26 protein-coding genes and 1 pseudogene are annotated in these 26,817 nt (G+C 63.0%); 19 read left to right on the top strand and 8 right to left on the bottom strand.

The genetic code is table 11. The annotated features are described in order from the left end of the window. Positions 1 to 411: 411 nt before the first annotated feature. Positions 412 to 1,905, bottom strand: coding sequence for a CoA-acylating methylmalonate-semialdehyde dehydrogenase (locus tag CKW35_RS23760; protein WP_016484772.1), 1,494 nt, complete (start codon positions 1,903 to 1,905; stop codon positions 412 to 414). 73 nt (positions 1,906 to 1,978) lie between these two features. Next, complete coding sequence (locus CKW35_RS23755; RefSeq protein WP_016484771.1) at positions 1,979 to 3,325, bottom strand: aspartate aminotransferase family protein; 1,347 nt, start codon at positions 3,323 to 3,325, stop codon at positions 1,979 to 1,981. Positions 3,326 to 3,440: 115 nt separating this feature from the next. Here CKW35_RS23755 and CKW35_RS23750 point away from each other — a divergent pair, with 115 nt between their 5' ends. The 5 genes from CKW35_RS23750 (at position 3,441) to CKW35_RS23730 (ending at position 7,799) form a co-directional block, all read left to right on the top strand. Continuing rightward, entirely contained in the window at positions 3,441 to 4,361 is a 921-nt protein-coding gene (locus CKW35_RS23750) for a LysR family transcriptional regulator (RefSeq protein ID WP_024717596.1), read from the top strand. A gap of 90 nt (positions 4,362 to 4,451) precedes the next feature. Next, positions 4,452 to 5,114 (top strand): TetR/AcrR family transcriptional regulator, encoded by a 663-nt coding sequence (locus CKW35_RS23745; RefSeq protein ID WP_016484769.1) that lies wholly within the window; start codon positions 4,452 to 4,454, stop codon positions 5,112 to 5,114. 9 nt (positions 5,115 to 5,123) lie between these two features. Beyond that, complete coding sequence (locus CKW35_RS23740) at positions 5,124 to 5,708, top strand: YigZ family protein (protein WP_016484768.1); 585 nt, start codon at positions 5,124 to 5,126, stop codon at positions 5,706 to 5,708. Between the two features lie 370 nt (positions 5,709 to 6,078). Further along, positions 6,079 to 6,765: an SDR family oxidoreductase gene (locus CKW35_RS23735; RefSeq protein WP_095117015.1), complete on the top strand. Its 687-nt coding sequence runs from the start codon at positions 6,079 to 6,081 to the stop codon at positions 6,763 to 6,765. 86 nt (positions 6,766 to 6,851) lie between these two features. Beyond that, positions 6,852 to 7,799 carry an adenosine deaminase gene (locus CKW35_RS23730; protein WP_016484766.1) on the top strand — a complete coding sequence of 316 codons (948 nt, stop codon included), beginning with the start codon at positions 6,852 to 6,854 and terminating at the stop codon, positions 7,797 to 7,799. Positions 7,800 to 7,818: 19 nt separating this feature from the next. On the opposite strand, the gene CKW35_RS23725 is transcribed toward CKW35_RS23730, so the two are convergent. Beyond that, positions 7,819 to 8,532 carry a helix-turn-helix transcriptional regulator gene (locus tag CKW35_RS23725; RefSeq protein WP_016484765.1) on the bottom strand — a complete coding sequence of 238 codons (714 nt, stop codon included), beginning with the start codon at positions 8,530 to 8,532 and terminating at the stop codon, positions 7,819 to 7,821. Between the two features lie 489 nt (positions 8,533 to 9,021). On the opposite strand from CKW35_RS23725, the gene CKW35_RS28695 reads away from it, so the two are divergent. Continuing rightward, a complete protein-coding gene (locus tag CKW35_RS28695) occupies positions 9,022 to 9,219 on the top strand; it encodes a hypothetical protein (RefSeq protein WP_080640992.1) in 198 nt (65 codons plus the stop codon). Here the strand turns inward: CKW35_RS28695 and CKW35_RS23715 are convergent. Both CKW35_RS23715 and CKW35_RS23710 read right to left on the bottom strand, forming a co-directional pair. Then, positions 9,170 to 10,351 (bottom strand): multidrug effflux MFS transporter, encoded by a 1,182-nt coding sequence (locus tag CKW35_RS23715; protein WP_095117013.1) that lies wholly within the window; start codon positions 10,349 to 10,351, stop codon positions 9,170 to 9,172. The genes CKW35_RS28695 and CKW35_RS23715 overlap by 50 nt on opposite strands. Before the next feature lie 244 nt (positions 10,352 to 10,595). Further along, positions 10,596 to 10,793, bottom strand: coding sequence for a heavy-metal-associated domain-containing protein (locus tag CKW35_RS23710; protein WP_016484763.1), 198 nt, complete (start codon positions 10,791 to 10,793; stop codon positions 10,596 to 10,598). A gap of 145 nt (positions 10,794 to 10,938) precedes the next feature. Here CKW35_RS23710 and CKW35_RS23705 point away from each other — a divergent pair, with 145 nt between their 5' ends. From CKW35_RS23705 to CKW35_RS28950, 5 genes and pseudogenes are all read left to right on the top strand, one after another. After that, positions 10,939 to 11,325 carry a hypothetical protein gene (locus CKW35_RS23705; protein WP_016484762.1) on the top strand — a complete coding sequence of 129 codons (387 nt, stop codon included), beginning with the start codon at positions 10,939 to 10,941 and terminating at the stop codon, positions 11,323 to 11,325. Between the two features lie 52 nt (positions 11,326 to 11,377). Then, complete coding sequence (locus tag CKW35_RS23700; protein ID WP_095117011.1) at positions 11,378 to 13,777, top strand: heavy metal translocating P-type ATPase; 2,400 nt, start codon at positions 11,378 to 11,380, stop codon at positions 13,775 to 13,777. After that, positions 13,774 to 14,184 carry a Cu(I)-responsive transcriptional regulator gene (gene cueR / locus CKW35_RS23695; protein WP_016484760.1) on the top strand — a complete coding sequence of 137 codons (411 nt, stop codon included), beginning with the start codon at positions 13,774 to 13,776 and terminating at the stop codon, positions 14,182 to 14,184. The genes CKW35_RS23700 and cueR overlap by 4 nt, the downstream gene beginning before the upstream one ends. A 166-nt stretch (positions 14,185 to 14,350) precedes the next feature. After that, positions 14,351 to 15,436: pseudogene (locus CKW35_RS28955) on the top strand (sensor histidine kinase); the annotation flags it as partial. Positions 15,437 to 15,526: 90 nt separating this feature from the next. Then, positions 15,527 to 16,294, top strand: a complete 768-nt coding sequence (locus tag CKW35_RS28950; protein WP_371855233.1) for a methyl-accepting chemotaxis protein — start codon at positions 15,527 to 15,529, stop codon at positions 16,292 to 16,294. A 130-nt stretch (positions 16,295 to 16,424) separates the two neighbouring features. On the opposite strand, the gene CKW35_RS23685 is transcribed toward CKW35_RS28950, so the two are convergent. Beyond that, positions 16,425 to 17,204 carry a helix-turn-helix transcriptional regulator gene (locus CKW35_RS23685; protein ID WP_016484758.1) on the bottom strand — a complete coding sequence of 260 codons (780 nt, stop codon included), beginning with the start codon at positions 17,202 to 17,204 and terminating at the stop codon, positions 16,425 to 16,427. 118 nt (positions 17,205 to 17,322) lie between these two features. Then, the gene (locus tag CKW35_RS23680) at positions 17,323 to 18,600 is read right to left on the bottom strand and encodes an acetyl-CoA C-acetyltransferase (protein WP_060519246.1); all 1,278 of its coding nucleotides are present in this window, start codon (positions 18,598 to 18,600) and stop codon (positions 17,323 to 17,325) included. Positions 18,601 to 18,718: 118 nt separating this feature from the next. On the opposite strand from CKW35_RS23680, the gene CKW35_RS23675 reads away from it, so the two are divergent. From CKW35_RS23675 to CKW35_RS23640, 8 genes are all read left to right on the top strand, one after another. Further along, the gene (locus CKW35_RS23675) at positions 18,719 to 20,071 is read left to right on the top strand and encodes a 3-oxoacyl-ACP reductase (RefSeq protein ID WP_095117009.1); all 1,353 of its coding nucleotides are present in this window, start codon (positions 18,719 to 18,721) and stop codon (positions 20,069 to 20,071) included. A 2-nt stretch (positions 20,072 to 20,073) separates the two neighbouring features. Then, positions 20,074 to 20,925 (top strand): MaoC/PaaZ C-terminal domain-containing protein, encoded by an 852-nt coding sequence (locus CKW35_RS23670; RefSeq protein ID WP_095117007.1) that lies wholly within the window; start codon positions 20,074 to 20,076, stop codon positions 20,923 to 20,925. A gap of 64 nt (positions 20,926 to 20,989) precedes the next feature. Further along, positions 20,990 to 21,295: a MazG-like family protein gene (locus CKW35_RS23665; protein ID WP_016484754.1), complete on the top strand. Its 306-nt coding sequence runs from the start codon at positions 20,990 to 20,992 to the stop codon at positions 21,293 to 21,295. After that, positions 21,292 to 22,041: a methyltransferase gene (locus CKW35_RS23660; protein WP_016484753.1), complete on the top strand. Its 750-nt coding sequence runs from the start codon at positions 21,292 to 21,294 to the stop codon at positions 22,039 to 22,041. Before CKW35_RS23665 ends, CKW35_RS23660 begins: the two co-directional genes overlap by 4 nt. A gap of 20 nt (positions 22,042 to 22,061) precedes the next feature. Then, positions 22,062 to 22,697, top strand: a complete 636-nt coding sequence (locus CKW35_RS23655) for a DUF4136 domain-containing protein (protein WP_070086865.1) — start codon at positions 22,062 to 22,064, stop codon at positions 22,695 to 22,697. A gap of 19 nt (positions 22,698 to 22,716) precedes the next feature. Beyond that, on the top strand, positions 22,717 to 23,286 hold the full coding sequence (locus CKW35_RS23650) for a DUF4136 domain-containing protein (RefSeq protein WP_023048318.1): 570 nt from the start codon (positions 22,717 to 22,719) through the stop codon (positions 23,284 to 23,286). Between the two features lie 317 nt (positions 23,287 to 23,603). Next, positions 23,604 to 24,074 carry a prepilin peptidase gene (locus CKW35_RS23645; protein WP_016484750.1) on the top strand — a complete coding sequence of 157 codons (471 nt, stop codon included), beginning with the start codon at positions 23,604 to 23,606 and terminating at the stop codon, positions 24,072 to 24,074. 119 nt (positions 24,075 to 24,193) lie between these two features. Then, on the top strand, positions 24,194 to 24,970 hold the full coding sequence (locus CKW35_RS23640; RefSeq protein WP_031312056.1) for a response regulator transcription factor: 777 nt from the start codon (positions 24,194 to 24,196) through the stop codon (positions 24,968 to 24,970). Between the two features lie 141 nt (positions 24,971 to 25,111). On the opposite strand, the gene CKW35_RS23635 is transcribed toward CKW35_RS23640, so the two are convergent. After that, a complete protein-coding gene (locus tag CKW35_RS23635; protein ID WP_060519224.1) occupies positions 25,112 to 26,776 on the bottom strand; it encodes a ShlB/FhaC/HecB family hemolysin secretion/activation protein in 1,665 nt (554 codons plus the stop codon). Positions 26,777 to 26,817: the final 41 nt, after the last annotated feature.

Here is a 26,817-nt window from a genome sequence, read left to right as displayed (position 1 = left end):
TTGTTAAAGAGCGTTTGGTTAAGAGCTTTTCGTCTCAACCGAGGCGCGCATTCTACGCTTTCCTCAGAGCCTGTCAAGCGTTTATTTTGAAGTTTTTTGCGAGAAACTCGTTTAGCTTCAAACACTTAACTCGCTGCGATCTCTCGTAGCGGGAGGTGAATCATACAGCGTTTAGAAGCGCTGTCAACCACCATTTCAACCGCTTGCGATCTTTCGATCGTAGCCCTTTCAACGCCACCTTAACTACTTAACTCATTGAATCTCAAGGAGTTTGTCGTTCCGATGTCGCTGGAAGTGGGGCGCATTATAAGGGGATTCAGAAGGGCGTCAACCTTTAATTTCAAGAAACCCTGATATTGCTGAAAAACAAAGCGGGGAGGCCTTTCGGCCTCCCCGCGTTATTGACCTACCTTAAAGGCTAGGGAATGCAAACTGCGACGCTTCATGGCTGGAACGCTGCGGCCAGCGCTGGGTAATCGCTTTGCGACGGGTATAGAAGCGCACCCCATCCGGCCCATAAGCATGCAGATCACCGAACAGCGAACGCTTCCAGCCGCCAAAGCTGTGATAGGCCACCGGGACCGGCAGCGGCACGTTTACACCGACCATGCCCACTTCGATCTCGTCGCAGAACAGGCGCGCCGCTTCACCGTCACGGGTAAAGATGCAGGTACCGTTGCCATACTCGTGATCATTGATCAGCTGCATGGCCTGCTCCAGGCTGTTCACACGCACTACACACAGCACCGGGCCAAAGATCTCTTCTTTATAGATGCGCATCTGCGGGGTCACCTTGTCGAACAGGGTGCCACCCACGAAGTAGCCATCTTCATTGCCGGCCACACGCAAACCACGGCCATCTACCACCAGCTTGGCACCAGCAGCAACACCGTCATCGATATAACCCACTACCTTGTCACGGGCAGCAGCAGTCACCAGAGGGCCCATGTCCAGGCCACACGAAGTGCCGGCACCAATCTTCAGTGCCTTGATCTGCGGCTCCAGTTTGGCAATCAGGGCATCGGCCACCTGATCGCCCACGCAGACCGCCACCGAAATAGCCATGCAACGCTCGCCGCACGAACCGTAGGCGGCACCCATCAGTGCGCTGACGGCGTTGTCCAGGTCGGCATCCGGCATCAGTACTGCGTGGTTCTTCGCGCCACCCAAGGCTTGTACGCGCTTGCCGCGCTTGGTGCCTTCGGCATAGATGTATTCGGCGATCGGCGTTGAACCGACGAAGCTCAGTGCTTTTACTTCAGGCGCTTCGATCAGCGCATCCACCGCTTCCTTGTCGCCGTGCACCACGTTCAGGATGCCCTTCGGCAGGCCGGCTTCCAGCAGCAGCTGGGCGATGTACAGGGTCGAGCTCGGGTCACGCTCGGAAGGCTTGAGGATGAAAGCGTTGCCGCAGGCGATAGCCAGGGGGTACATCCACAGCGGCACCATGGCCGGGAAGTTGAACGGGGTGATGCCAGCGACCACGCCCAACGGCTGGAAGTCGGACCAGGCATCGATGTTCGGGCCGACGTTGCGGCTGTACTCGCCCTTCAACACTTCTGGTGCTGCGCAGGCGAACTCAACGTTCTCGATACCGCGCTTCAGTTCGCCGGCTGCGTCTTCCAGGGTCTTGCCATGCTCTTCGCTGATCATCTGCGAAATCTTGGCTTCGTTCTGCTCCAGCAATTGCTTGAAGCGGAACATCACCTGGGCGCGCTTGGCCGGCGGGGTGTTGCGCCAGGCCGGGAAGGCCGCTTTGGCGGAGTCGATCGCTTCTTGCACGGTCGCGCGGCTGGCCAATTCGACCTTGCGCACAGCCTGGCCGGTGGACGGGTTGAAGACATCGGCGGTGCGCTCACCCTTGGAAACCAGCTCGCCATGGATCAGGTGCTGAACAATGCTCATGCAAAACTCCAGATAAAGAAGGTAAATGCAGGCGCGGGACACGTGCACGCGCCTGGCATCAAAATCGGAAAGATCAGTCGATCAGGTTCAGGTTTTCGCCAACGGCGTCGAACAGGCGATCCAGTTGCTGCGGCGTGGTGTTGAATGTTGGGCCGAACTGCAGGGTGTCGCCACCGAAGCGTACATAGAAGCCTGCCTTCCACAACTTCATCGCCACTTCGTAAGGGCGGACAATGGCATCACCGTCACGGGCGGCGATCTGAATGGCGCCGGCCAAGCCGTAGTTACGGATATCAACGACGTTTTTGGTGCCTTTCACGCCGTGCAGCAGCTTCTCGAAGTGCGGCGCCAGCTCGGCGGCGGACTGCACCAGGTTTTCCTTCTGCAACAGGTCCAGCGCGGCGATACCGGCGGCGCAGGCTACCGGGTGAGCCGAATAGGTGTAGCCGTGCGGGAATTCTACGGCGTATTCAGGGGTCGGCTGGTTCATGAAAGTCTGATAGATCTCGCTGCTGGCAATCACCGCGCCCATCGGGATGGCGCCGTTGGTTACCTGCTTGGCGATGCACATCAGGTCCGGGGTCACGCCGAACGCTTCGGCGCCGGTCATCGCCCCCATGCGGCCGAAGCCGGTGATCACTTCGTCGAAGATCAGCAGGATGTTGTGCTGGGTGCAGATTTCACGCAGGCGCTTCAGGTAACCCTTCGGCGGCGGCAGTACACCGGCCGAGCCGGCCAGCGGCTCAACGATCACCGCAGCGATGTTGGAGGCATCGTGCAGCTCGATCAGCTTGAGCATTTCGTCCGCCAGGGCAATACCGCCCTCTTCTGGCAGCCCCTTGGAGAAGGCGTTCACCGGCAGTACGGTGTGAGGCAGGTGGTCGACATCAAGCAACTGGCCGAACATCTTGCGGTTACCGTTGACGCCACCCAGGCTGGTACCAGCGATGTTCACGCCGTGATAGCCACGGGCACGGCCAATGATCTTGGTCTTGGTCGCCTGGCCTTTCAGGCGCCAGTAGGCACGGACCATCTTCAGCGCGGTATCGGCGCACTCGGAACCGGAGTTGGTATAAAAGACGTGATTCAGTTCACCAGGGGTCAGCTGGGTGATCTTCTCGGCCAGCTGGAACGACAGCGGGTGGCCAAACTGAAACGCCGGAGAGTAATCCAGAGTACTCAGCTGGCGGGTCACCGCGTCGGTGATTTCCTTGCGGGTGTGCCCGGCGCCGCAAGTCCACAGACCCGACAGGGCATCAAAGATCTTGCGCCCTTGGTCATCGACCAAATAGTTGCCTTCGGCCGCCACGATCAACCGTGGGTCACGGTGGAAGTTGCGGTTGGCGGTGTAGGGCATCCAGTGGGCATCCAGCTTGAGCTGGCTGGCGATACCGACGGTAGCGGTTTCGGGCATGTTCATCGGCGGTTCCTCGAAAGACGATTAGGCAACGATGGATGTTGTTGCAGCTAAATTGGCACGGCGATAAAGTCCGAAAAAGCCAACATTTCTAATCTTCAGACAGGCCGTGACTAAACTGATGAGCCGACGCCCCGATCCACTCGCCCAAGTCAGCGATTTCGACATCCGCCTGCTGAAGATCTACCGCAGCGTGGTCGAATGCGGCGGCTTCTCGGCCGCCGAAAACGTGCTGGGCATTGGCCGCTCGGCCATCAGCCAGCAAATGAACGACCTTGAGCAACGCCTGGGGTTGCGCCTGTGCCAGCGCGGCCGCGCCGGTTTCTCGCTGACCGAGGAAGGCCGCGAGGTCTACCATTCGGCACTGCAACTGCTAAGCGCCCTGGAAAGCTTTCGCACCGAGGTAAACGGCCTGCACCAGCACTTGCGTGGCGAATTGAACATTGGCCTTACCGATAACCTGGTCACCCTGCCGCACATGCGCATCACTCATGCCCTGGCCGAACTCAAGGACCGTGGGCCCGAGGTGCGTATCCAGATCCGCATGATCGCCCCCAGCCAGGTCGAACATGGCGTGCTCGACGGCAGCCTGCATGTCGGTGTGGTACCCCAGACCAGCCCGCTGTCGGGCCTTGAGTACCAACCGTTGTACAGCGAACGCTCGCTGTTGTACTGCGCCGTTGGGCACCCGCTGTTCTATGCCGATGACCAGCAGGTCGACGACGACCGCCTCAACAGCCAGGAAGCCATTACCCCCACCTTCCGCCTGCCAGCCGACATCCAGGCCCATTACCAGGCGTTGAACTGCACGGCCAGTGCTTCGGACCGCGAAGGCATGGCGTTTCTGATCCTCACCGGGCGCTACATCGGCTACCTGCCCGACCACTACGCCACGTTCTGGGTGCAGCAAGGCCGCTTGCGTGCCCTCAAACCCCAACAGCGCTTCTATGACCTGAGCCTGAGCTGGGTAACCCGCAAGGGCCGGCGGCCGAACCTGGTCCTGGAAAGCTTCCTGGAGAGCCTGGCTGCGACACGTTGATGCCAGTCTCTGCCGCAAACGCTTGTCACTTCGGCGCAGGCAGGTAATCTTGTCCGACAGCCGCAGCCACTGACCCGTACGGAATCGTCCATGACCCTAGAAGTCCCTGCGCACCGCCTCTCCGCCTCGGGCAAGCCCGCGGGCCGAATCCGCCAGAAAAACGAACAGGCCATTATCCAGGCAGCCGAAGACGAGTTCGCTCGCCATGGGTTCAAGGGCACCAGCATGAACACCATCGCCCTCAAGGCGGAACTGCCCAAGGCCAACCTGCACTACTACTTCACCAACAAGCTGGGCCTGTACATTGCCGTGCTCAGCAACATCATCGAATTGTGGGACAGCACCTTCAACGCCTTGAGCGTCGATGACGACCCGGGGGAAGCCCTGAGCCAGTACATCCGCACCAAGATGGAGTTCTCCCGGCGCAACCCACAGGCTTCGCGGATTTTCGCCATGGAAGTGATCAGCGGCGGCACCTGCCTGACCGAATACTTCAGTGCCGACTACCGCGAGTGGTTCCGTGGCCGGGCTGCCGTGTTCCAGGCGTGGATCGATGCGGGCAAGATGGACCCGGTCGATCCGGTGCACCTGATCTTCCTGCTGTGGGGCAGTACCCAGCACTACGCCGACTTCGCCACCCAGATCTGCCAGGTCACCGGCCGCAGCCGCCTGACCAAGCAGGACATGGAAGAGGCGAGCAACAACCTTATCCACATCATTCTGAAGGGCTGCGGCATCAAGCCGGCTGTGTAACCATCATTTATGCCTTCTACCCTGCTCGACCTCTGCGAATACCGCGAGGAAATACGCAAAAGCCGCTTCATCACCCTTGCCGGGCCGATCAGCAGTGCTGCCGATGCGATGAGTTTCATCGAACGCCACAGCGACCTGGCTGCCACTCACAACTGCTGGGCCTGGAAGCTCGGCGCGCAGTACCGCAGCAGCGATGACGGCGAACCCGGCGGGACCGCAGGCAGGCCGATCCTGGCCGCTATCGAAGCGCAGGACTGCGACCAGGTCGTGGTGCTGGTGATCCGCTGGTACGGCGGCATCCAGCTGGGCACTGGTGGCCTGGCCAGGGCCTATGGCGGCGGCGCCAACAAGTGCCTGCAACAGGCGCCCAAGCGGCTGCTGGTGCAGCGCAGCGAATTCACCTGCAGCTGCAGTTTCAGCGAACTTGCGCTGGTAAAACTTCGGCTGGCGGAGGTCGACGGCCTGGTACTGGATGAACAGTTCACTGCCAATGGCGTCGACCTGCTGATTGCACTCGGTGACGCCCACCTGGCGCCGCTGCAGCAGCAACTGGCTGACCTGAGCCGCGGGCGCATCCTGCTCGAAGCACGCTGAACATTGCCCACAACAACTGTGGGCCCGCCTGTGGATAAGCTTGGGGCAATCGCTTGCAGGCTTCAGTTTTCACAGCCTGCAGAGCTTTGATCATATTTTGATCACCGTTTGATGACAGCCGCAAAGTGCTGAAAGCCCAAGAGTTATCCCCAGTACGCAACCCGACGGGCGGGCCTGCACCGCCCTGAGCTTGCACACAATAACTGTGGACCAGCTTGTGGATAACCCGTGCGCCAACAGGCGCAACGCCCGGCCAGGCAAGGCCCGGGGGCAGCTGATCACTTTTTATACAGCCATTGGCAAGGCAGTGACTGCCGCTGTGCATTATCCTCAATACCTTTCCCTACCACCGACCATGGAGCGCGTTCACATGGCTAACGCAAAAACCGCACTTATCATTGGCGCTTCGCGCGGGCTTGGCCTTGGCCTGGTGCAGCGCCTGAACGAAGACGGCTGGAACATCACCGCCACCGTGCGCAACCCGCAGCAACCCCGCGCCCTGGCAGACGTGCCTGGCGTGCGCATCGAACAGCTGGAAATGAACGACACCGCCCAGCTCGATGGCTTGCAACAACGCCTGCATGGCCAAGTGTTCGATCTGGTGTTCGTTAACGCGGGCGTCATGGGGCCCCTGCCGCAAAACCTGGAAACGGTACAGCGCAGCGACATCGGCGACTTGTTCATGACCAATGCCGTGGCCCCGATCCGCGTGGCCCGTCGCCTGGTGGGCCAGTTACGCGAAGGCAGCGGCGTGCTGGCCTTCATGAGTTCGATCCTGGGCAGCGTGACCATCCCCGACGGTGGTGAAATCTGCCTGTACAAGGCCAGCAAGGCAGCGCTGAACTCAATGATCAACAGCTTCGTGGTCGAGCAACAGCGCCCCGACCTGTGCGTACTGGCCATGCATCCGGGCTGGGTGAAAACCGACATGGGTGGCGAAAACGCCGAAATTGACGTGTTCACCAGCACCCGCGGCATGCTCGACCAGATCAATGCACAAAGCGGCACCGGCGGCCTGCGCTTCATCAACTACAAGGGCGAACCCTTGGTCTGGTGATTCACCGGGTCGCAGCCTGGCCGGGCGCAATGCCCGGCCAGGCCCTGTAGAATGGCGGCAACCGTACCTGATTGAGATGATCCACTATGTATGACTGGTTGAACGCCCTGCCCAAGGCCGAACTGCACCTGCACCTGGAGGGCTCGCTGGAGCCTGAGTTGCTGTTCGCCCTGGCCGAGCGCAACAAGATTGCCCTGCCCTGGGCCGATGTGGAGACCTTGCGCGGTGCCTATGCCTTCAACAACCTGCAGGAGTTCCTCGACCTGTATTACCAGGGCGCAGATGTGCTGCGTACCGAGCAGGACTTTTACGACCTGACCTGGGCCTACCTGCAACGCTGCAAAGCCCAGAACGTGATCCACACCGAACCGTTCTTCGACCCGCAAACACACACCGACCGCGGCATCCCCTTCGAGGTGGTGCTCAATGGCATCAACCAGGCGCTGAAGGATGGCCGCAAGCAGCTGGGCATCAGCAGTGGCCTGATCCTCAGTTTCCTGCGCCACCTCAGTGAAGAGGAAGCGCAAAAAACCCTCGACCAGGCCCTGCCGTTCCGCGAAGCGTTCATTGCCGTTGGCCTGGACAGCTCGGAAATGGGCCACCCGCCGAGCAAATTCCAGCGCGTTTTCGACCGTGCCCGCAACGAAGGCTTTGTTGCCGTTGCCCATGCCGGCGAAGAAGGCCCGCCCGAGTACATCTGGGAAGCGCTGGACCTGCTGCAAATCAAGCGTATCGACCACGGCGTACGCGCCATCGAAGACGAGCGCCTGATGCAACGCATCATCGATGAGCAGATCCCGCTCACAGTGTGCCCGCTGTCCAACACCAAGCTTTGCGTGTTCGACCATATGAGCCAGCACAACATCCTGGACATGCTGGAGCGCGGCGTGAAGGTCACGGTGAACTCGGACGACCCGGCCTACTTCGGCGGCTACGTGACGGAAAACTTCCACGCCCTGCACACCCATCTGGGCATGACTGAAGACCAGGCCCGTCGCCTGGCGCAGAACAGCCTGGATGCCCGGCTGGTCTGATTGCACGACGGCGTTGCGCTTACCCAACCTGCAACGTTGCCACGCGGGCTATGCGATTGATCTGCTGGATGCCCAGCGCCGAGATATGCAATGCCCGCGTGTCCTCGGCCTCACGCATCCAGCCCGATTGCAGGAATAGCCTGAACAGTGCCTGGCCCAGCACACCGCCCAAGTGCGGGGCCTGGTCGTCCCACTCGGTGCAACGGCAAATCACGCAACCACGTTGCTGGTGGGGCGCCAAGGCATCGATGTAGACCCCGACCGAGGCCAACTGTAAACGCCCCTCGTCACTGACCATCAACTGTCGACCGCTACCTTCCAGCCAGCCGGCCACCACCAGTCGATGGTACAGCTCGCTGGCCAGTTCCCCGCCAAGGTGATCGCCACAACGGCGCGCCCGGCGCATCGACATGGGCAGCGGTGAGACCGGCGCCTTGGCACGCGCCCCTCTGGCGCTCTCCAACTGAACGCTGGCCAGGGCCTCCACGGCTGCCCCCACCTGCGGTGTCGCCAGGCGAAAATATCGCTTGCGGCCCCGCGCTTCATGCCTGAGCAAACCGGCCGACGACAGTAACGAAAGGTGCGCGCACGCCGATGACGAGGTCAGGCCGGTCATTATGGCGAGCTCATTGGCCAGCCGCGGCGTACCATCGATCAGTGCCCACAACATGGCACTACGCTTGGGGTCGGCCATCAGGCTGGCAATCTGGCTGATACTGCTGGCTGCGTTCATATCCCTGTAACTCCCTGCAAGTTCACTGTGTGGATGCGATGGCCAACTCTGGCAGGGCAGCGCCTCTCGCTGTCACTGGCCCGGGTCGCCAGTATAGGCCGCAGAAAACGCCGTTCAGGCGACCAGGTACCGACGCACCTACGGCGTAAAGCCACTGGGTATGCCTACCCATGGCAACCAGTGAAACGGCCTTGCAAAACTGCCCGAAGCCCGGTCAGTCAACGCTCTCACATACGCTCGCAGTGGGGCTGAAATATCTTGATAAAAACAGACGCCCTGCAATTTCAGATACGGCCTACAGCGATGTTCCACAAATAGCGCGAAACGAAGCGAAGGTTCTGCAGATTTGCGGGCATTACGCCCAAAGCAGGAAACGTGGTGTGGAAAATGCGCCTGTCGACCGTCAGTCAGGACACGGATACAGCTCGTGGCAGGCTAGAGGGGCAGCGCTACACTTGAGCGGCTCCCCCCTTCTGGAGGTATGCCGCGATGAAAATTGTCGTCAGCGCATCGAGCCGAAACCCTGCCTGCCCCTGGCAGGTCCAGCTCGATCAACACGTGGTCAGTTTCCGCAGCGAGGCTGAGGCGCGGGCCTTTGTCGCCACGCTGGAAACCCGCCTGCAGGCACCTCACCCGCTTATGCGGGACGCCTGGCCTGCAAGCGCCGGGTCAGCAGCGAGACACTGACCGCCAGTGCACCGCACACGCTGATCACCATCGCCATCGGTACCGCACTGCCATCATGCAGCACACCGACCAGTGCCGCCGCGCCTGCGGCGACGCTGAACTGCAAGCAGCCCATCAGTGCCGAGGCGCTGCCAGCCCGCGCACCCTGCCCGCTCATCGCGCATGCAGAGGCGTTAGGGATGATGCAGCCCAGGCTGGCGATGCAGATGAATAGCGGTACCAGCAGCGGCCACAACTGTGTCGGCTGCAAGGCAGCCACACCCAACAGCGCCAAGCCTGCCGCCAGGTACACCCACACCCCGCGCGCCAACAGAAACGCCGGCCCACGCTTGGCCAACAAACGTGCATTCACCTGCGCCACCAGGATAAAGCCGGCAGCGTTGGTGCCGAACAGCCAGCCGTAGTGCTCGGCCGGCACGTCATACAGCTTGATGAACACGAAAGGCGAACCAGCGATGTAGGCAAACATGCCGGCAATGGCGATGCCGCCGGTCAACGCATGGCCAAGGAACAACCGGTCAGCCAGCAACCGCAGGTATTGGCGCAAAGCGCCAGACAGCGGCTGACGCGGCATGTGCGCAGGCAGGCTTTCCGGCAGGCCCAGGCTGACCGCCAGCAGGCAGCCGGCACTGAACAGGCTCAAGGCCAGGAAAATCGACTGCCAGCCCGCGAGGTTCACCAGCACCCCGCCCAGCATCGGTGCCAGGATCGGCGCCAGCCCCATGACCAGCATCAGTTGCGAAAACACCTTGGCCGAGGCCACCGGGTCGCACTTGTCGCTGACGATGGCCCGCGACAGCACCATGCCGGCACAACCACCCAAAGCCTGGACGAAGCGTGCCAGCACCAGGGTGTCGAGGTTGGGGGCATAGGCACAGGCCAGCGACGCCAGGGTGAACAGGGTTACCCCGAACATCAGCGGTATGCGCCGGCCAAAGCGGTCGGCTACCGGGCCATAGGCCAACTGGCCGATAGACAGGCCGAGGAAGTAGGCGGCCAAAGTGGCCTGGATGTGTTTTTCATCGGTGGCGAACGCCTGCGCCATGGCCGGGAAGGCGGGCAGGTAAAAGTCGATCGCCAAGGGCCCGAACGCACTGAGTGCACCCAGGATGAGCACCATTCGCAGGTTCATCAGGAATCCATAGCAGGCTAAGCAAGTGCACAATTCTACCTGCTGTGGGGCCTACCAGGCTGAAAACATTTGCAACAAACCTGCGCGTTGCGAGGACAACTGCCTCGCTCGGAACCTGAAAACTGCCGTAGTCCCTGTGGGACCGGGCGTGCCTGCGAATCAGGCAACGCGGTGGATGGCACCGGCTACGCCGGTGTTCGCGGGCACGCCCGCTCCCACAGGTGAGTCTCCCACTGGCAAGTCTTCAGGCGAGTTCGGCCTGATAACCTTCATCACGAATGGCGGTAAGGATCTGCTCCTGCCCCAGTTCACTCTGCACTCGTACCTGCTTGGCTGCCAGGTCGATCTCGACCTTGGCCGCTGCATCCTGCTCCTGCACCGCGCGGGTCACGGCTTTCACGCAATGGCCACAGGTCATGCCTTGTACATTGAACACTTGCATGGGGGTTGCCTCCTTCAGGTTTTCAACGAGTCTCAAGCTTGCCATCGGGGCAAGGTCAAGCCCTGCCAGCAACACCTGGGCTGGAAATCCGCGCCCGCGTCGGCCAAGCTTCGCGTTTGACGATCAGGCAAGCAGGAGATTCTTCATGTTCAGGGCAGCATTGGGCGTGGTCGGGCTATTGAGCACTCTGGCTGTGGTGCCACCGGCCAGCGCCGAGGGCAACTCGGACTACAGCGTACTGATCATCTCCCGGGAACGCCTGGAAGTGGCCACCAACTGCGAAATCGGCGTCTACCTCAACGATCAGCTTTCCGGGCGCGTGTTCCAGGAGCAGTCCACCTCCTTCAACCTGCCGCCCGGCCCGGTGGATGTGCGCCTGCGCCTGCTACCAGGGCAGGTGCCAGGCTGTGCACAGGGTATCGAAGATCAACGCAGCACACGTTTGAACTTGCAGTCGGGCCAGATCAACAAATACCGCATCGCCATGGGGCAATATGGGTTGGAGTTGAAGCGAGCCGGCCTGGGCTATTGACCTTACCTGCATGGCAAGGTTGATGCTGGAGGCCTGTCCAAGGAGGAGAGCCATGCCCGCATCCACCACGTATGACCTGCCGATCGCCGGCATGACCTGCGCCAGCTGTGCCGGCCGGGTCGAGCGCGCCCTGCGCAAGGTCACCGGCGCTGAACAGGTCAGCGTCAACCTCGCCACCGAACAGGCCCGGGTCCAGGCCCCGGCCAACAGCCTGCCCGCCCTGGTCGACGCCGTGCGCGAAGCCGGCTACAGCGTGCCCAGCCGTACTGTCGAATTGCAAATTGGCGGCATGACCTGCGCCAGCTGCGTCGGCCGCGTGGAGCGCGCCCTGGGCAAGCTGCCCGGGGTCGAGCAGGTCAGCGTCAACCTCGCCAGCGAACGCGCGCACCTCAAGGTGCTCGAGGCCCTCGACGACAGCCTGCTGATCGACGCGGTGCAAAAGGCCGGCTATAGCGCCAGCCTGCCGCAAACGGTCAAAGACGAACAAAACGCTGCCCAGCGCAAATTGCGCAATGAGCGCCTGGCGGTCGGCGCAGCCTTGCTGTTGGCCCTGCCACTGGTACTGCCAATGCTGGTGCAGCCGTTCGGCCTGCACTGGATGTTGCCCGCGTGGGCGCAGTTCCTGCTGGCCACACCCGTGCAGTTCATACTCGGCGCACGCTTCTACGTAGCGGCCTGGAAGGCCGTGCGCGCCGGTGCCGGCAACATGGACCTGCTGGTGGCCCTGGGCACCAGCGCAGGCTACGGCTTGAGCCTGTACCAGTGGGCGCAGGCGCCTGCCGGCATGGTCCCACACCTGTACTTTGAGGCCTCGGCCGTGGTGATTGCCCTGGTGCTGCTGGGCAAGTACCTGGAGAGCCGTGCCAAACGCCAGACCGCGAGTGCCATCCGCGCTCTTGAAGCGCTGCGACCGGAACGCGCCGTGCGTATCGTCGACGGCCAGGAGCAAGATGTGGCCATCGCCCAGCTGCGCCTGGGCGACCTGGTACTGGTCAAGCCCGGCGAGCGGTTCCCGGTCGATGGTGTGGTCGAGGACGGCAGCAGCCATGCCGATGAAGCCCTGATCAGCGGCGAGAGCCTGCCGGTGCCCAAGCAACCCGGCGACAGTGTCACCGGTGGTGCCATCAATGGCGAAGGCCGGTTGCTCGTGCGCACCCAGGCGCTGGGCACCGAAACCGTGCTGGCCCGTATCATCCGCCTGGTCGAAGACGCCCAGGCCGCCAAGGCGCCGATCCAGAAGCTGGTCGACCGGGTCAGCCAAGTGTTCGTCCCGGCTGTGCTGGTGCTGGCACTGATCACCCTGATCGGCTGGTGGCTGGCCGGCGCACCGCTGGAAACCGCGCTGATCAACGCCGTAGCGGTGCTGGTCATCGCCTGCCCCTGCGCCCTTGGCCTGGCCACGCCTGCAGCAATCATGGCCGGCACCGGGGTTGCCGCCCGCCATGGCATCCTGATCAAGGACGCCGAAGCCCTGGAGCGTGCCCATGCGGTCAACTGCGTGGTCTTCGACAAGACCGGCACGCTTACCTCCGGCAGCCCACGGGTGGTCCACAGCCAGGCGCAAGTAGGCAGCAGTGCCAACCTGCACCGTCTGGCCGGTGCCCTGCAGCGCGGCAGCGAGCATCCACTGGCCAAGGCGGTGCTGGATGCCTGCGCCGATCAGGGGTTGGAGGTGCCAATTGTCACCGGCAGCCAGTCGCTGACCGGTCGCGGCATCGCCGGGCGTGTAGAGGACCGCGAGCTCGCCCTGGGCAACCGCCGCCTGCTCGACGAAAGCGCTCTGCAGCCCGGTGACCTGGCCGCCAAGGCCCAGGCCTGGGAAGCAGAAGGGCGCACCCTGTCGTGGTTGATTGAACGCGGCACTCAACCTCGTGTGCTGGGCCTGTTCGCCTTTGGTGACAGCCTCAAGCCCGGCGCCGCGCAGGCTATCGACACCCTGCGCGCACAGCACATCAGCAGCCACCTGCTGACCGGCGACAACCGCGGCAGCGCCAACGTGGTGGCTGACGCCCTGGGCATCGATGATGTCCATGCCGAAGTGCTGCCCGCAGACAAGGCCGCCACCGTGGCTGCGCTCAAGCAAAATGGCGTGGTCGCCATGGTCGGCGATGGCATCAACGACGCCCCGGCCCTGGCCGCCGCCGATATCGGCATTGCCATGGGTGGCGGTACCGACGTGGCCATGCAGGCCGCCGGCATCACCCTGATGCGAGGTGACCCGCGCCTGGTGCCTGCAGCCCTGGAAATCAGCCGCAAGACCTACGCCAAGATCCGCCAGAACCTGTTCTGGGCGTTCATCTATAACCTGGTCGGCATCCCGCTGGCGGCGCTGGGTTACCTCAACCCGGTACTGGCCGGCGCCGCCATGGCCTTGTCCAGCGTCAGCGTGGTCAGCAACGCGCTGTGGCTCAAGGCATGGAAACCCACCAGCACCACCGAGGAGGCGCCATGAACATCGGCCAGGCCGCCCGCCGCAGCGGGCTTAGCACCAAGATGATCCGTTATTACGAATCCATCGGCCTGCTCAAGCCTGCCACGCGCAGCGACAGCGGCTACCGCCTGTACCAGGCAGAAGACTTGCACAGCCTGGCCTTCATCAAGCGGTCACGCGACTTGGGCTTTTCCCTGGAAGAGGTCGGCAAGCTGCTGACCCTGTGGCAGGACCGCCAACGTGCCAGCGCCGATGTGAAAGCGCTGGCCATGCAGCACATCAATGAGCTGAACCGGCGCATCGAAGAGCTGGTGAGCCTGCGCGATACCCTCGGCGAGCTGGTTTCGCATTGCCAGGGGGACGACCGCCCGGACTGCCCTATCCTCAAAGACTTGGCCAATGGAGCTGCTGAAAGCTGCTGTCGCTGATCGTTCACCCGCGTTTGGTATGCCAAAAGTGTCCAAACACGACCGAATAGTCACCAACTGCGACTTTATCCAATAAATACGGGGGTTTTGCTTCATAAAACCGGGATGCTGCCGATGTATTGGCTACCTGCCTCGTGGGTCGACAATAAAAATTCCGGGAGCGTCGATGAGCATCAAACAGAAATTGACCTGGGCATTCGCGGTCATCGCCGGCTTGCCCATTGTCCTCGTGGCCACGCTGGTGGTCCTCAACCTGCGTGGTGAAGCCCGCGACGGATTCCTCGACGGTAGCAGCCGGGAAATCCGCCAGGTCAGCAACGCGATGAACATCTTCTTCCAGGGCATCAACCAGAACGTCGAGTACATGGCTTCCCAGCCAATGGTCGCCGCCACCGGCAGCGAGCTGAACAAGTACATGAGCGCCGCCCCGTCCTACGAACTGGGCGAGCAAGCCAGCAAGCTCCTTGATTTCATGACCCGTCTGGCCAACGCACACCCCTCCTATGCCTACCTCTCTTACGGGGTGAACGATGGCGGCTACACCGGCTGGCCAGCCGGGCAAAAGTTCGTCAATTACGACCCACGCACCCGCCCTTGGTACCAATTGGCCATGGCCAACCCGGGCAAGACCGTGCGTACCGGTGCCTACTACTGGGCCGCCGACGACGCGGTGCTGGTCAGCACCGTGCGGGCCGTGGCGAACCAGCTGGGCAACCCCGGCGGCGTGGTCAACATCGACGTATCGCTCAAGGGCCTGACCGAGATCGTCAAACAGATCAAGCTGGGTGAAAGCGGCTACCTGATGCTGGTTGAAAGCAACGGCAACGTCATGGTCGACCCTCGCGACGCCGCTCACAATTTCAAGCAGCTGGCCAGCTTCGGCGACGGTTATGCCGCACTGGCCAAGGCCGGCAAAGGCCTGGTGGAGGTAGAGCTCAATGGCGTGCGCTACATGGCTAACGTCTACCCCGACGAACAACTGGGCTGGACCTTCATCGGCCTGATCGAACAAAGCGAAGTGATGCAGAACACCACCCGGCTGACCTGGCTGATCGGCGTCATCGCCTTGGTGCTGGCCGTGCTGTTCGCCGTGGTCGGTGCGGCTTTCGCCAAACTGATCGTGCGCCCGATCAACAGCGTCACCAATGGCCTGGAAGACATTGCCCAAGGTGAAGGCGACCTGACCCGCAACCTGGAAATCCGTGGCCGCGACGAAACCGCGCAACTGGCCAGCTGGTTCAACCAGTTCCTCGGCGCCATTCGCAGCCTGATCCAGCACATCGGCGCTGCTGCCGGCAAGATCCTCAGCACCTCCAGCAGCTCCACCCGTGTTTCCAGCGACATGGCCGAAGCCGCAGGCCGCCAGCGCGAAGCCGTGGACATGGTGTCAACCGCCTTTCACGAAATGGTCGCCACCGCCAACGAAGTGGCGCGCTCCTGCAGCCAGGCGGCGCAGTCGGCCGACAGCGGTCAGCAGCAAGCCCGCGAAGGCCAGCAGCAGATCGATGCCGCGGTGCAAAGCGTCGACCGCCTGAGCCAGGAAATCGAACAATCTGCGCAGTCGATCCAGCAACTGGAGCGTGACAGCAACGCCATCCAGTCGATCCTCGGTACCATCCGCTCGATTGCCGAACAGACCAACCTGCTGGCCCTCAATGCTGCCATCGAAGCCGCCCGTGCCGGTGAACAGGGCCGTGGCTTTGCCGTGGTGGCCGACGAAGTGCGGGCCCTGGCCAAGCGCACTGCCGACTCCACTGCCGAAATCGACGGCCTGTTGGGCAACCTGGCCAGCCGCACGGCCGAAGTGGCCGAGCAGATGCATGCCAGCCTGGAAGTGTCGCAGCAGTCGGTGAGCCGTATCGGCCTGGCCCGCGACAGCTTCGGGCAAATCCGTGAGTCGGTGGATGTGATTCGTGACATGAACACGCAGATCGCCACGGCGGCCGAGGAACAACACCAGGTGGCCGAAGACATCAACCGGCACATCAGCCAGATCCACGGGGATGCGCAACTGGTGGCCGAACTGGCCCAGGCGGCGCGACAGGACTCCGAGAGCCTGGCTGGGCTGTCCAATGAACTGGACTCGCTGGTGCGCAGGTTCCGCACCTGATTGATGCATTGCCTGTACCGGCCCTGTCGCCGGCAAGCCAGCGCCCACTGGACCCCGCTGCCCTCAGGGGCTTTGCAATCCCAGTGGCAGCTGGCTTGCCGGCGAGAGGGCCGGTACAGGCAGACCATGCCTAGAGTTTCAACTCGCCAGGGGTAGCCCCAAACAGCTGCTTGAACGCCGCAATGTAAGCCGAGGTGGAGTCATACCCACACCCCAACGCCGCCTCGGTCACATTCTCCCCCGCCTCCAGCAACGCCAGCGACGACAACAGCCGCATGCGCTGCCGCCAGTTGCGAAAGCTCAACCCCGTCTCCCGCTGGAAAAGCCGCATCAGCGTCTTCTCCGAACACGCCAGCTCCCGCGCCCATTGCTGCAAGGTCTGCGATTGGTCCGGTGCGGCGATCAAGCCATTGCACAGCGCCAGCAAGCCCGGGTGGCGTGGCAACGGCAGCGAAAACCCGACTTCCGGCAAGGTACGCAGCTGGTCCAGCAGCACTGCCACCAGACGCGCCTCGGCGCTATCGCCCTCCGGGTAGTCAGCCGGGAACAGGCAGAACTGCTTGATCAGCTCGCGCGCCAGTGGTGTCACCTCCAGCACCCGGCATTGCTCCGGTGCCCATGGGCAGGCATCGCGGCGCACATACAGGCTGCGCATCTCCGCCTGCATCGAGGTGACCACCTCGTGCTCGGCATCGGCAGGGATCCACACCCCCCACTGGGGCGGCGCAAAGTAGCTGCCGTCGCGCGTGTACACGCCGAGTACGCCGCTGATGGCGTAGGAAAACTGTACCCAGTCGTGCTGGTGGCGGGTGGTCCAGGAGCCGGCGCCGAGGCTTTCGGCACGGGCGTAAAGAGGCCTGGGCAAGTGGTCCAGCGCCGGGAGAGCGCGGGGGCGTCCGATGATCGGCATGGCGGTTTCTTATCGTTCTGAGCAGACAAGCCTAACAGCTCGGGGATATGACTGTGGCACCTGCGCTGCCTTCTTCGCGGGCTTGCCCGCGAAGCGGTCAATGCAATTTCTCTGGTACTCACCGCTCTACGATAACAGTCACCCCCTGCCCACCTGCCGCACAAATCGAAATCAGCCCGCGCCCCTTCCCCGCCGTCGCCAGCACCTTGGCCAGGTTGGCCAATATCCGCCCACCGGTCGCGGCGAACGGGTGCCCAGCCGCCAGCGAGCTGCCCTTGACGTTGAGCTTGCTGCGGTCAATCGCCCCAAGCGGCGCATCCAGCCCCAACCGCTCGCGGCAGTAGTCGGCATCCTCCCAGGCCTTGAGCGTGCACAGCACCTGGGCGGCAAAGGCTTCATGGATCTCGTAGTAATCGAAGTCCTGCAGGGTCAGGCCATTACGCGCCAGCAAGCGTGGCACGGCATACACCGGCGCCATCAACAGCCCTTCTCGACCCGTGACGAAATCCACTGCCGCAGTTTCACCATCGACCAGGTAAGCCAACACCTCAAGCCCTTGCTGCGCAGCCCATTGCTCCGTGCCCAGCAACACCACCGAGGCGCCGTCGGTCAGCGGCGTGGAATTACCCGCCGTCAGCGTGCCTTGGCCACTGCGATCGAAGGCGGGCTTGAGCCTGGCCAACTGTTCAAGGGTCAAGTCGGGACGCAAGTTGTTGTCCCGTGTCAGCGACAGAAACGGCGTCAGCAAGTCATCCTGCCAACCCTCGGCATATGCGGCGGCCAGCTGCTGGTGGCTGAGCAATGCAAGCTCGTCCTGCTCTGCACGGCCAATGCGCCAGGCCTGCGCCATGCGCTCGCAATGCTCGCCCATGGATAACCCTGTGCGCGGTTCGCCATTGCGTGGTAACTCGGGTTTCAGATGGTGAGGCCGCAGCTTGAGGAAAGGCTTGAGTCGCTCGCCCAGGCTTTTGCCACGATTGGCCTGCAGCAGGATGTGGCGCAGGCCTTCGTTGACGGCAATCGGTGCATCAGAGGTGCTGTCTACGCCGCCGGCAATACCGCAGTCGATCTGCCCCAGGGCAATCTTGTTGGCCACCAGCAGCGCAGCCTCAAGCCCGGTGCCGCAGGCTTGCTGGATGTCATAGGCCGGGGTCTGCGGCGACAGGCGCGAACCCAGCACACATTCCCGGGTCAGGTTCATGTCACGGGAATGCTTGAGCACCGCGCCAGCCACCACCTCGCCCAGCCGCAGCCCATGCAGGCGATAACGCTCGATCAGCCCTTCGAGGGCGACAGTGAGCATTGCCTGGTTGCTGGCGGTGGCATAGATGCCATTGGAGCGGGCAAAGGGAATTCGATTGCCGCCCAGGATCGCGACCCGGCGAGGTGAACGCATGTACATGTTCCTCCTGTAACAATTTGATCCGTACAGCCTAGGTGTTTTTACCGCATTCGAACGACCTTGCCACAAAGTTGGTCCACACTTTCATGCTTGCCTTTGCGGAGACCCAGTCATGAGCGATCGCTACCTCGGTTTTGCCAACTCCAACCTCGGCCGCCGCCTCGTGGATGCCCTTGGCCTGCCACGCCCGGCGCCGCTGGAGCGCTGGCAGGCCGGCCGCCTGCGCCCGGTTGAAGGGGCCCTGGTACTGGGTGGCGGGCCGTTGGCCGGCCAGGTCGAAGCCATTGCCCCGCGCCTGACCGACGCGCTTTACAGCTTTAACGCCGAGCACCTGCAGGCCGAACCCTGGGTAGCCGGCCTGGGGCCGAAAATCAAAGCCGTGGTGTTCGATGCCAGTCATCTGTCCGACAGCGATGCGCTGAAGCAGTTGCGCGAGTTTTTCCAGCCACTGCTACGCAGCCTGGCCCCATCCGCCCATATCGTGGTGCTGGGGCGCGCTCCGGAAAGCCTCGCCAACCCGTTGGCCAGCGTGGCCCAACGGGCCCTCGAAGGCTTCAGCCGCTCGCTGGCCAAGGAACTGCTCAACGGTGCGACCGCCCAGCTGCTGTATGTCGGGCCCGGTGCCGAAGACCAGCTGGAAGGCGCCTTGCGCTTCTTCCTCTCGCCCAAGAGTGCCTTTGTTTCAGGCCAGGTACTGCGCCTGGAAGCCTGTACCCGCCAGGTAGGCGACTGGACCCGCCCGCTGGGTGGCCGTCGCGCCCTAGTCACGGGTGCAGCGCGCGGCATCGGCGCGGCCATTGCCGAAACCCTGGCGCGGGACGGCGCCGATGTGCTGCTGCTCGATGTGCCGCAGGCCAGCCAGGACCTCGACGCCCTCGCAGCACGCCTCGGTGGCAAGGCGTTGTCACTGGACATCTGCGCCAGCGATGCGGCAACGCAACTGCTCGCGGCCCTGCCGGACGGCATCGACATCGTGGTGCACAACGCCGGCATCACCCGCGACAAGACCTTGGCCAACATGACCCCGGAATACTGGGACGCGGTCATGGCCGTCAACCTCAAGGCACCGCAAATACTGACCCAGGCGCTGTACGACAACGGCGCACTGGGGGAAAACGCGCGCATCACCCTGCTGGCCTCGGTCAGTGGCATCGCTGGCAACCGTGGGCAGGCCAACTATGCCGCAAGCAAGGCCGGGCTGATCGGCCTGGCCCAAGCCTGGGCGCCACTGCTAGCCGCGCACGGCGGCAGCATCAACGCGGTCGCCCCCGGTTTCATCGAAACCCACATGACTGCGGCCATGCCCATGGGCCTGCGCGAGGCCGGGCGGCGCTTGAGCTCGCTGGGCCAGGGCGGGCGGGCGCAGGACGTCGCCGAGGCCATTGCCTGGCTTAGCCAGCCAGGCTCCGGGGCGGTCAACGGCCAAGTGCTGCGCGTATGCGGCCAAGCCTTGATGGGGGCGTGAACATGAGCACAAGCTGGCACGACCTGCAAAGCCCGGCTACCCGCGCCAGCCTGTACCTGCGTGCAGCCAGCAAGCGCGGCATCAGCGGTGACCGCTTGCCGGACGATGGCCTGCGCTGTTTCATTCCGGTTCAGCCGGGCAACCTGGCAGCTTATCGACGGCTTTGCCACTTTACCGACGATGGCCGCTTGCCGGGCACGTATCCCCATATCATGGCATTCACGCTCCAGCTGCAGTTGATGACCGCCCCAGGCTTCCCTTTCCCGCTGCTCGGCCTGGTGCATCTGCACAACCGCATAGAGGTGCTGCGCCCGCTTGGTGGTATCGAAGGGCTGCGCTTTGCCGTGTATGCACACAACCTGCAGGCACATGCCAAGGGCGGCACCTTCGACCTGGTTACCGAGGCAAACGACGGCATTGGCCTGCTCTGGCGCGAGACCAGCCGCATGCTGGTGCGCGGCTTGAAGCTGGAGGGCGAAGCAGGCGAGCCTGCCGACGTTGAACCTGAGCCATTGCCCGAGGCCACCCGCTGGTACGCCGACAGTGACATAGGCCGGCGTTATGCCAAGGTGTGCGGGGACTACAACCCTATCCACCTCAGTGCCGCCAGTGCGCGACTGTTCGGCTTTCCTACGGCCATTGCCCATGGCATGTGGAGCAAGGCCATGGCCCTGGCGGCACTGCGCGGGCACCTGCCGCACAGCGGCTATGCCTTTGAAGTGGATTTTCGCAAACCGGTGAGGCTGCCTTCGGAGGTGGTGCTCAGTGCCAGTGAGGCAGGGCCTGTGGGGGCGTTGCGGCTGGATGGGCATGCCGGGGTGCTGCATATGGTCGGGCGCTGGGCTCCCCTCTAGAAGCGGTCTGCGCTTGCTTTGCATCGGGCCTGGGCCGAAGCTATGCAGCATTAGGAGACCCCCGATGAACCTGCAAGAACTCACCCAACGCCTGCACAAGATCCGCGACGAGAATGACTGGCGCGGCTTCCACAGCCCAAAGAACCTGGCCATGGCGGCCAGCGTCGAAATGGCCGAGCTGGTGGAAATCTTCCAGTGGCTGAGCGAAGACCAATCGCGCCAGCTGCCTGCCGACAAACTCGCCCACGCCGGCCAGGAAGTCGGTGATGTTGTGCTCTACCTGTTGCTGCTGTGCAGCGAGCTGGGCCTGGACATGGACCAGGTGGTGCGGGCCAAGCTGGCCGACAGCGAGAGGCGCTTCGCCCGATGAACGACCGTCACTTCGATGAGCTGGCCACCCGCTTTGCCGAGAAGATCTACGGCGGCGCCAAGGGCGCGATTCGTCTGGCCGTGCTGCAGGCCGACCTGGCCGAGGCGCTGCCCGATCGCCCGCTGCGCATCCTCGATATCGGCGCAGGGCTGGGCCACATGGCCTTGTGGCTTGCCCAGCGCGGCCACCACCTGACCCTGGCCGAACCCGCCGCCCCTATGCTCGACAGCGCCCGGGCGCGCTTTGCCGAGGCCGGCCAAAGCGCCACGTTCATCCAGGCCCCTTGGCAAGACCTGCTCGGCCAACTGACCGAGCCCTACGACCTGGTGCTGTGCCATGCTGTGCTCGAATGGCTGGCAGAGCCCGAAAGCATCCTGCCCGTGCTGCACCAGCTCACGGCCCCTTCGGGGTGGCTGTCACTGGCCTTCTACAACCGCGACGCGCTGGTTTATCGCAACCTGCTCAAGGGCCATTTCCGCAAATTGCGCAGCAACCGGCTGGAAGGTGAAAAGCAGAGCCTGACCCCGCAAAAACCCCTTGATCCACGCGAGCTCAAGGCGCAACTTGATTCTATGTGGCAGGTTGAAAGTGAGAGCGGCGTGCGGGTGTTCCACGATTACATGCCCAAAGACTTCCAGGGCAAGGCCGAGCTGCTCGACCTGCTGGAAATGGAACTGGCTTACCGCCGCCACCCCGGCTTCGCCGGGCTTGGCCGTTACCTGCACTGGGTCTGCCGCCCCCGTTGACCCGCCCGCCGGGAGGATACATGCCGTACCGTCTGCTGTGCCTGGCCCTGCTGCCGCTTGCCTTGGCTGCCTGCCAGGGCAGCAACCCCTATGTGGCCAGCAGCCGCCCGTTGCCCCCCGCCCCCGCCCAGGCGGCGACCACCTTCGACGCCAGCGCCTACCCGGCGCCCGCCCGGGATTACGGGCACTACCGCAGCTGGAGCTGGCGCAACGGCCAGCTGCCCAGCGGCTCGGCCAATGCCGACCCGGCGCAACTGGCCGATGCCGTCAGTGGCGCACTCGACCAGCATGGCCTGCGCCCTGCCCGAGGGGCCTCCGGCGATTTGCTGGTCAGCGCCAACATGCGCCTGGAAAAACGCTTGCGCCAGGTGCGTGACTACGACACCTACGACCCCTACTACGGCCCCTACCCCTACGGTGGTGTCGGCTATGGCGGCTATCGCCATGGCTACGGCGGCTATGCCAGCGTGCCCATCGTGCGCACCTATGAGGTCGAGGTGATGGTGGTGCGCATCGACCTGTACGACGCCCGCAGCGGCCAGCCGGTGTGGAGCGCCAGTGCCGAAAGCAGCAGCGACAAGGACTCGCCCCGTGAACGCGAAAGCGCCTTGCGCGATTCTGTGCACAAGGCGCTCAGCGGCTATCCTCCCAGTTAATCGCTAACGGAGAACCATCATGTTGCGCCGTCTCCTTCTACTGTCATTCGCGTTATTGCTTGCCGCCTGCTCCAGCAATAATGTCCAGCAGGACTTCGATGCCAGCCGCGATTTTGCCGCCTACCGCAGCTGGGCATGGCAGGAGCCGGGCCTGCAGTACCGCCCGGACGACCCACGCATAAAAAGCGACCTCACCGAACAGCGCATCCGCCAGGCGGTGGCTGGCCAGCTCGACCAGCGCGGCCTGCGCCCGGTACAAGGGGGAGCACGGCCTGACCTGACCGTACGCACATACCTGATCGTGGAGCAGCGCCAGCAACAGATCACCACCAACTACGGCGGTGGCTGGGGGGGCTACTGGGGCGGCTACTGGGGCGGCCCGATGTACAACGAAACCCGCAGTGTCGACTACAAGGTCGCCACCATTCAGGTCGACATGTTCGACGGGCGTGACGGCAAGCTGGTGTGGCGGGGCAGTGCCGAGCAAATCATGAACAACTACCCGCCAAGCCCGGAAGAACGCAACAGCGCCATTCAAAACACTGTGAGCAAGGTGCTGGCCAACTACCCGCCGGGTAGCAAGAAGTAACATTCAAACGCGGCTTTAGCATGCACCGCAACGCCTGTGGGAGCGGGCATGCCCGCGAAGCAGACACCGCGGTGCATGGCACGGGCTTCGCCCGTTTTCGCGGGCGCGCCCGCTCCCACTGTGACCGCGCCAGCTTTTGAATGTCGAACAAGGCAGTAGCACCCACCGGAACGGTGTCATGAGCGACAAAATCCATTTTGACCCCGCCTTTTTTGCCTTTCCAACGCCACTCGTGCGCAGGTTCTTGTCTATCTTCACATAAGGAAACCTGACTGACCGGGTAGATGTGTTCAACATTTGGGAAAGGCGACCTGCCAATGCAAAGCATTGTTCTCCTGCTGTGGCTTGCCTTGTGCTCCGAACAGGATGTGCGTCAACGCCAGATATCCAACCTGCTGACCCTGGGCGTGGCTGCCGGCGCCCTGGTCTGGCTGTTCGCCACCGGCCACAGCTGGATCGGTGCCGAGCCCAGCGATGCCGGCTGGGCGCTGGCCATCGTCATGCTGCTGACCTTGCCCGGCTACATGCTCGGCCGGTTCGGTGCCGACGACGTCAAGCTGATGGGCGCCCTGGCGCTGGCCACCAGCCCGCAATACGTGCTCGGTACCTTCATCGGTGCCGGTGTCAGCGTGCTGGTCTGGCTGCTCACCCGTCGGCGCCTGTGGACGCTGCTCAACCCTAAGGTGAAAAAGCGATTACAGGCCCTGACCGAAGAAATGGGCGACAAACAGGCATTTGTACCCTATGTGTTAGCAGGTTTTCTTCTAACGGCTGTGTGGATCCAATAATCCCTCCCGTGGTCCCATGCCTTGTACATAACTTGTACATAAACGCAAAGTGCGACTATTTTTAAACTGCCAGCGTGTCTGGCACGGGAGCAGGGCCGTATAAGAACAGGGAGTTGATTGTGTCCAGACCAGTGAGTGAAGTGAAGGTATTGGTGGTTGATGACCAACCGGTCATTGTCGAACAGCTGAGTGAATTCCTCGAAACCAAGGGCTATGTCTGCGTAGCAGCCCACTCAACCGACGAAGCCATCGAGCACTATGTGTCAGACCCGGCTATAGGCCTGCTCATCTGTGACCTGCACATGCCGGATCGCGATGGCATCGAGCTGGTGCGCGCCTTGAAGGAGCTCAACGGCAGCCAGCGCATGTTCGAGGCCATCATGTTGACGGGTCGTGCCGATAAACAGGACGTGATCCGGGCGCTACGCGAAGGCTTTGCCGACTACTACCAGAAACCGATGGACCTTGATGAACTGCTGGAAGGCGTACGCCGGCAGGAAGAGGCCTTGCTGGAGCGCCAGCGCAACCTCCGTGACCTTGGGGGATTGAACCAGCGTTTGCAGGAGCTGGCCGAGTCGGTAGACGAGCTGTATCAGGACCTGGAAAAAGCCCGTGGTCAAGGGACGCACCGGCGTGCCACTGATGCTGAAGAAAGCGAAAGTGAGCTGCCAGCGGCGTTCGAGAAACTGTCACCACGCCAGCTGGAGGTTGCGCGCCTGGTAAGCAAGGGCAAGACCAATTACCAGATCGCCTGCGAACTGGGCATTACCGAAAACACCGTCAAGCTGTATGTGTCGCAGGTCTTGCGCCTGACCCACATGCACAACCGTACCCAGCTGGCATTGGCGCTGACGCCCAGCTCATCGCCGGTACATCTGAGGTTTACTACCCATTGAGGGGTTTGCTTGGAGATTGCCGGGGCTGCTTTGCAGCCCATCGCGACACAAGGCCGCTCCCACAGGCACCGCGCAACCCTCAGGATAGCGGTGGACCTGTGGGAGCGGCCTTGTGTCGCGAAAGGGGCGCAAAGCGCCCCCCTACATTTGAAAAGCCAAACTCAGGGTCAGCCGGGGGCCGCGGTCCAGGCTGTCCAACGCCACATCCGCCAAAGGCTTCGCCACCTCCAGCGCAACGTTGAAGTAGCGTCCATCCCCCAACCGTGCGCCAAGTGCCGCCGAAGCCAAGTGCGCATCCTCCACCGCGCCCCGGTTATGCCAGGCCTGCGCCATATCCACTGCCGCATAGGGCTGAACCAACCCCAGCCCGTGATCTCGCAGGCTGTAGTTCAGCTCGTAAGATACGCCCCAACCCTTGTCGCCCTCTGCCTGGTCACGCGGGTAGCCACGGCCGAAATGCTGCCCACCAAAGCCAGCCCGTTCGCTGTCGGGCAGCCGGTCGTCACTCCAGTACAACGCCCCCGACACTACGCCCTGCCAACGCGGCGACAGCGGGTCACTTTGCAGCCCCGACAACCTGAGCCGCAGAAAGTCCATGTCGTAGCCGGCGTCGCTGCGCGCGCCCAGGTAATCCAGCCCCTGATAGACCCCGGCACTGACAATACGCAGGCGCCTGCCGTCCACTGTGCGCCAGTCACCCTCAAAGGAAACGGCGCGCACACCGGTGTCGTAGTCCCGTACCGAAGGCTGCCCACCCAGTGCGTCTTCGACGTGCTCACTGACCGCATACAAGTGCCCCTGCACGGCCATCCATTCATCCGCCCTGACAATCACTGGCTGGCGCAGGCCCACCGCATAGCGTTCACTGTCGCGCTTGCGGGTAATGTCACGGCCATCGTCCAGGCGAATACGCGTGCCCGGATCACTGCGGTAGCGCGAAGCCGACAGCAGCAGTTGGCTACCGGCAGCGTCAAGGTACTGGCTGTAGTCCAGCCGCTGGTAATGGACCTGGTCATCCCCCGGCGGCAGCAACAGGCTGGCCTTGAACTGTTCGGCCAAGCGGGTCTGGGCATTGCTGCTTGCCGTCAGCAGCGCCTGCGGATCGTCGCGACTGGTGTCGGTCACGATAACGGCGGCGTTGAACGCCTTGCGCCGCGCCTGCACGTTCAGGCGGGCTGCACCGTCAGCGGTTTGCGCCACGGCCAGCTCAGCCTCTATGGAGACACCTGGCAGGCGTTCGGCGAGCCCCAGGTAGCGCTCCAGCGTTTCCTGGGTCAGCGGGCGCTCGGCTTTCAGCCGCGCCAGCAGCTGCTGCAAATAGTCACTGGCCGGGCCGATATCGCCGGCCACGTGATAGTCCCGAATGTAACCTTCGACCAACACGACATTGACCCGGCCATCGGCCAAGTCCTGAGGGGGCAGGTAGGCGTAGGAAAGCAGGTACCCCTCCTGCCGATAGCGCTCGGTCAGGCGCTCGGTGTACTGCTGCAACTCACCAAGCGTGATGAGGTGCCCGATCAGCGGCTGGTAGTGCTCGCGCAAGTCGCTCAGGGGGAACACCGTACCGCCTTCGAAACGCACCTTGTGCAGCATCACGCGCGTATCCGCAGGCGCCCAGGCCAGGCTATCGGCACTGGGCCCAGGCAATCGCAGGTTGGGGCTGACGGGCCAGTAGGTGTCCACCGGCAGATCAGTGTCGGGCAGGCGCCGTTCGTACTCATGGCTGTCGAGAAAACCCGGCAACGACCCGGCTTGGGCCGCAAGCGCCCAAGGCAGCAACAACAAGGGCACGGCCAGAGGACGCATAGGGCGCTCCACGTTCCCACGGGTTGCGGGGCACCAGCCGG

The organism is Pseudomonas sp. Irchel 3F3 (assembly GCF_900187545.1).
GTDB lineage: Bacteria > Pseudomonadota > Gammaproteobacteria > Pseudomonadales > Pseudomonadaceae > Aquipseudomonas > Aquipseudomonas fortuita.
The sequence above is the reverse complement of the archived record's forward strand: the minus strand, read 5'-3'. Positions and strand labels throughout refer to the sequence as shown.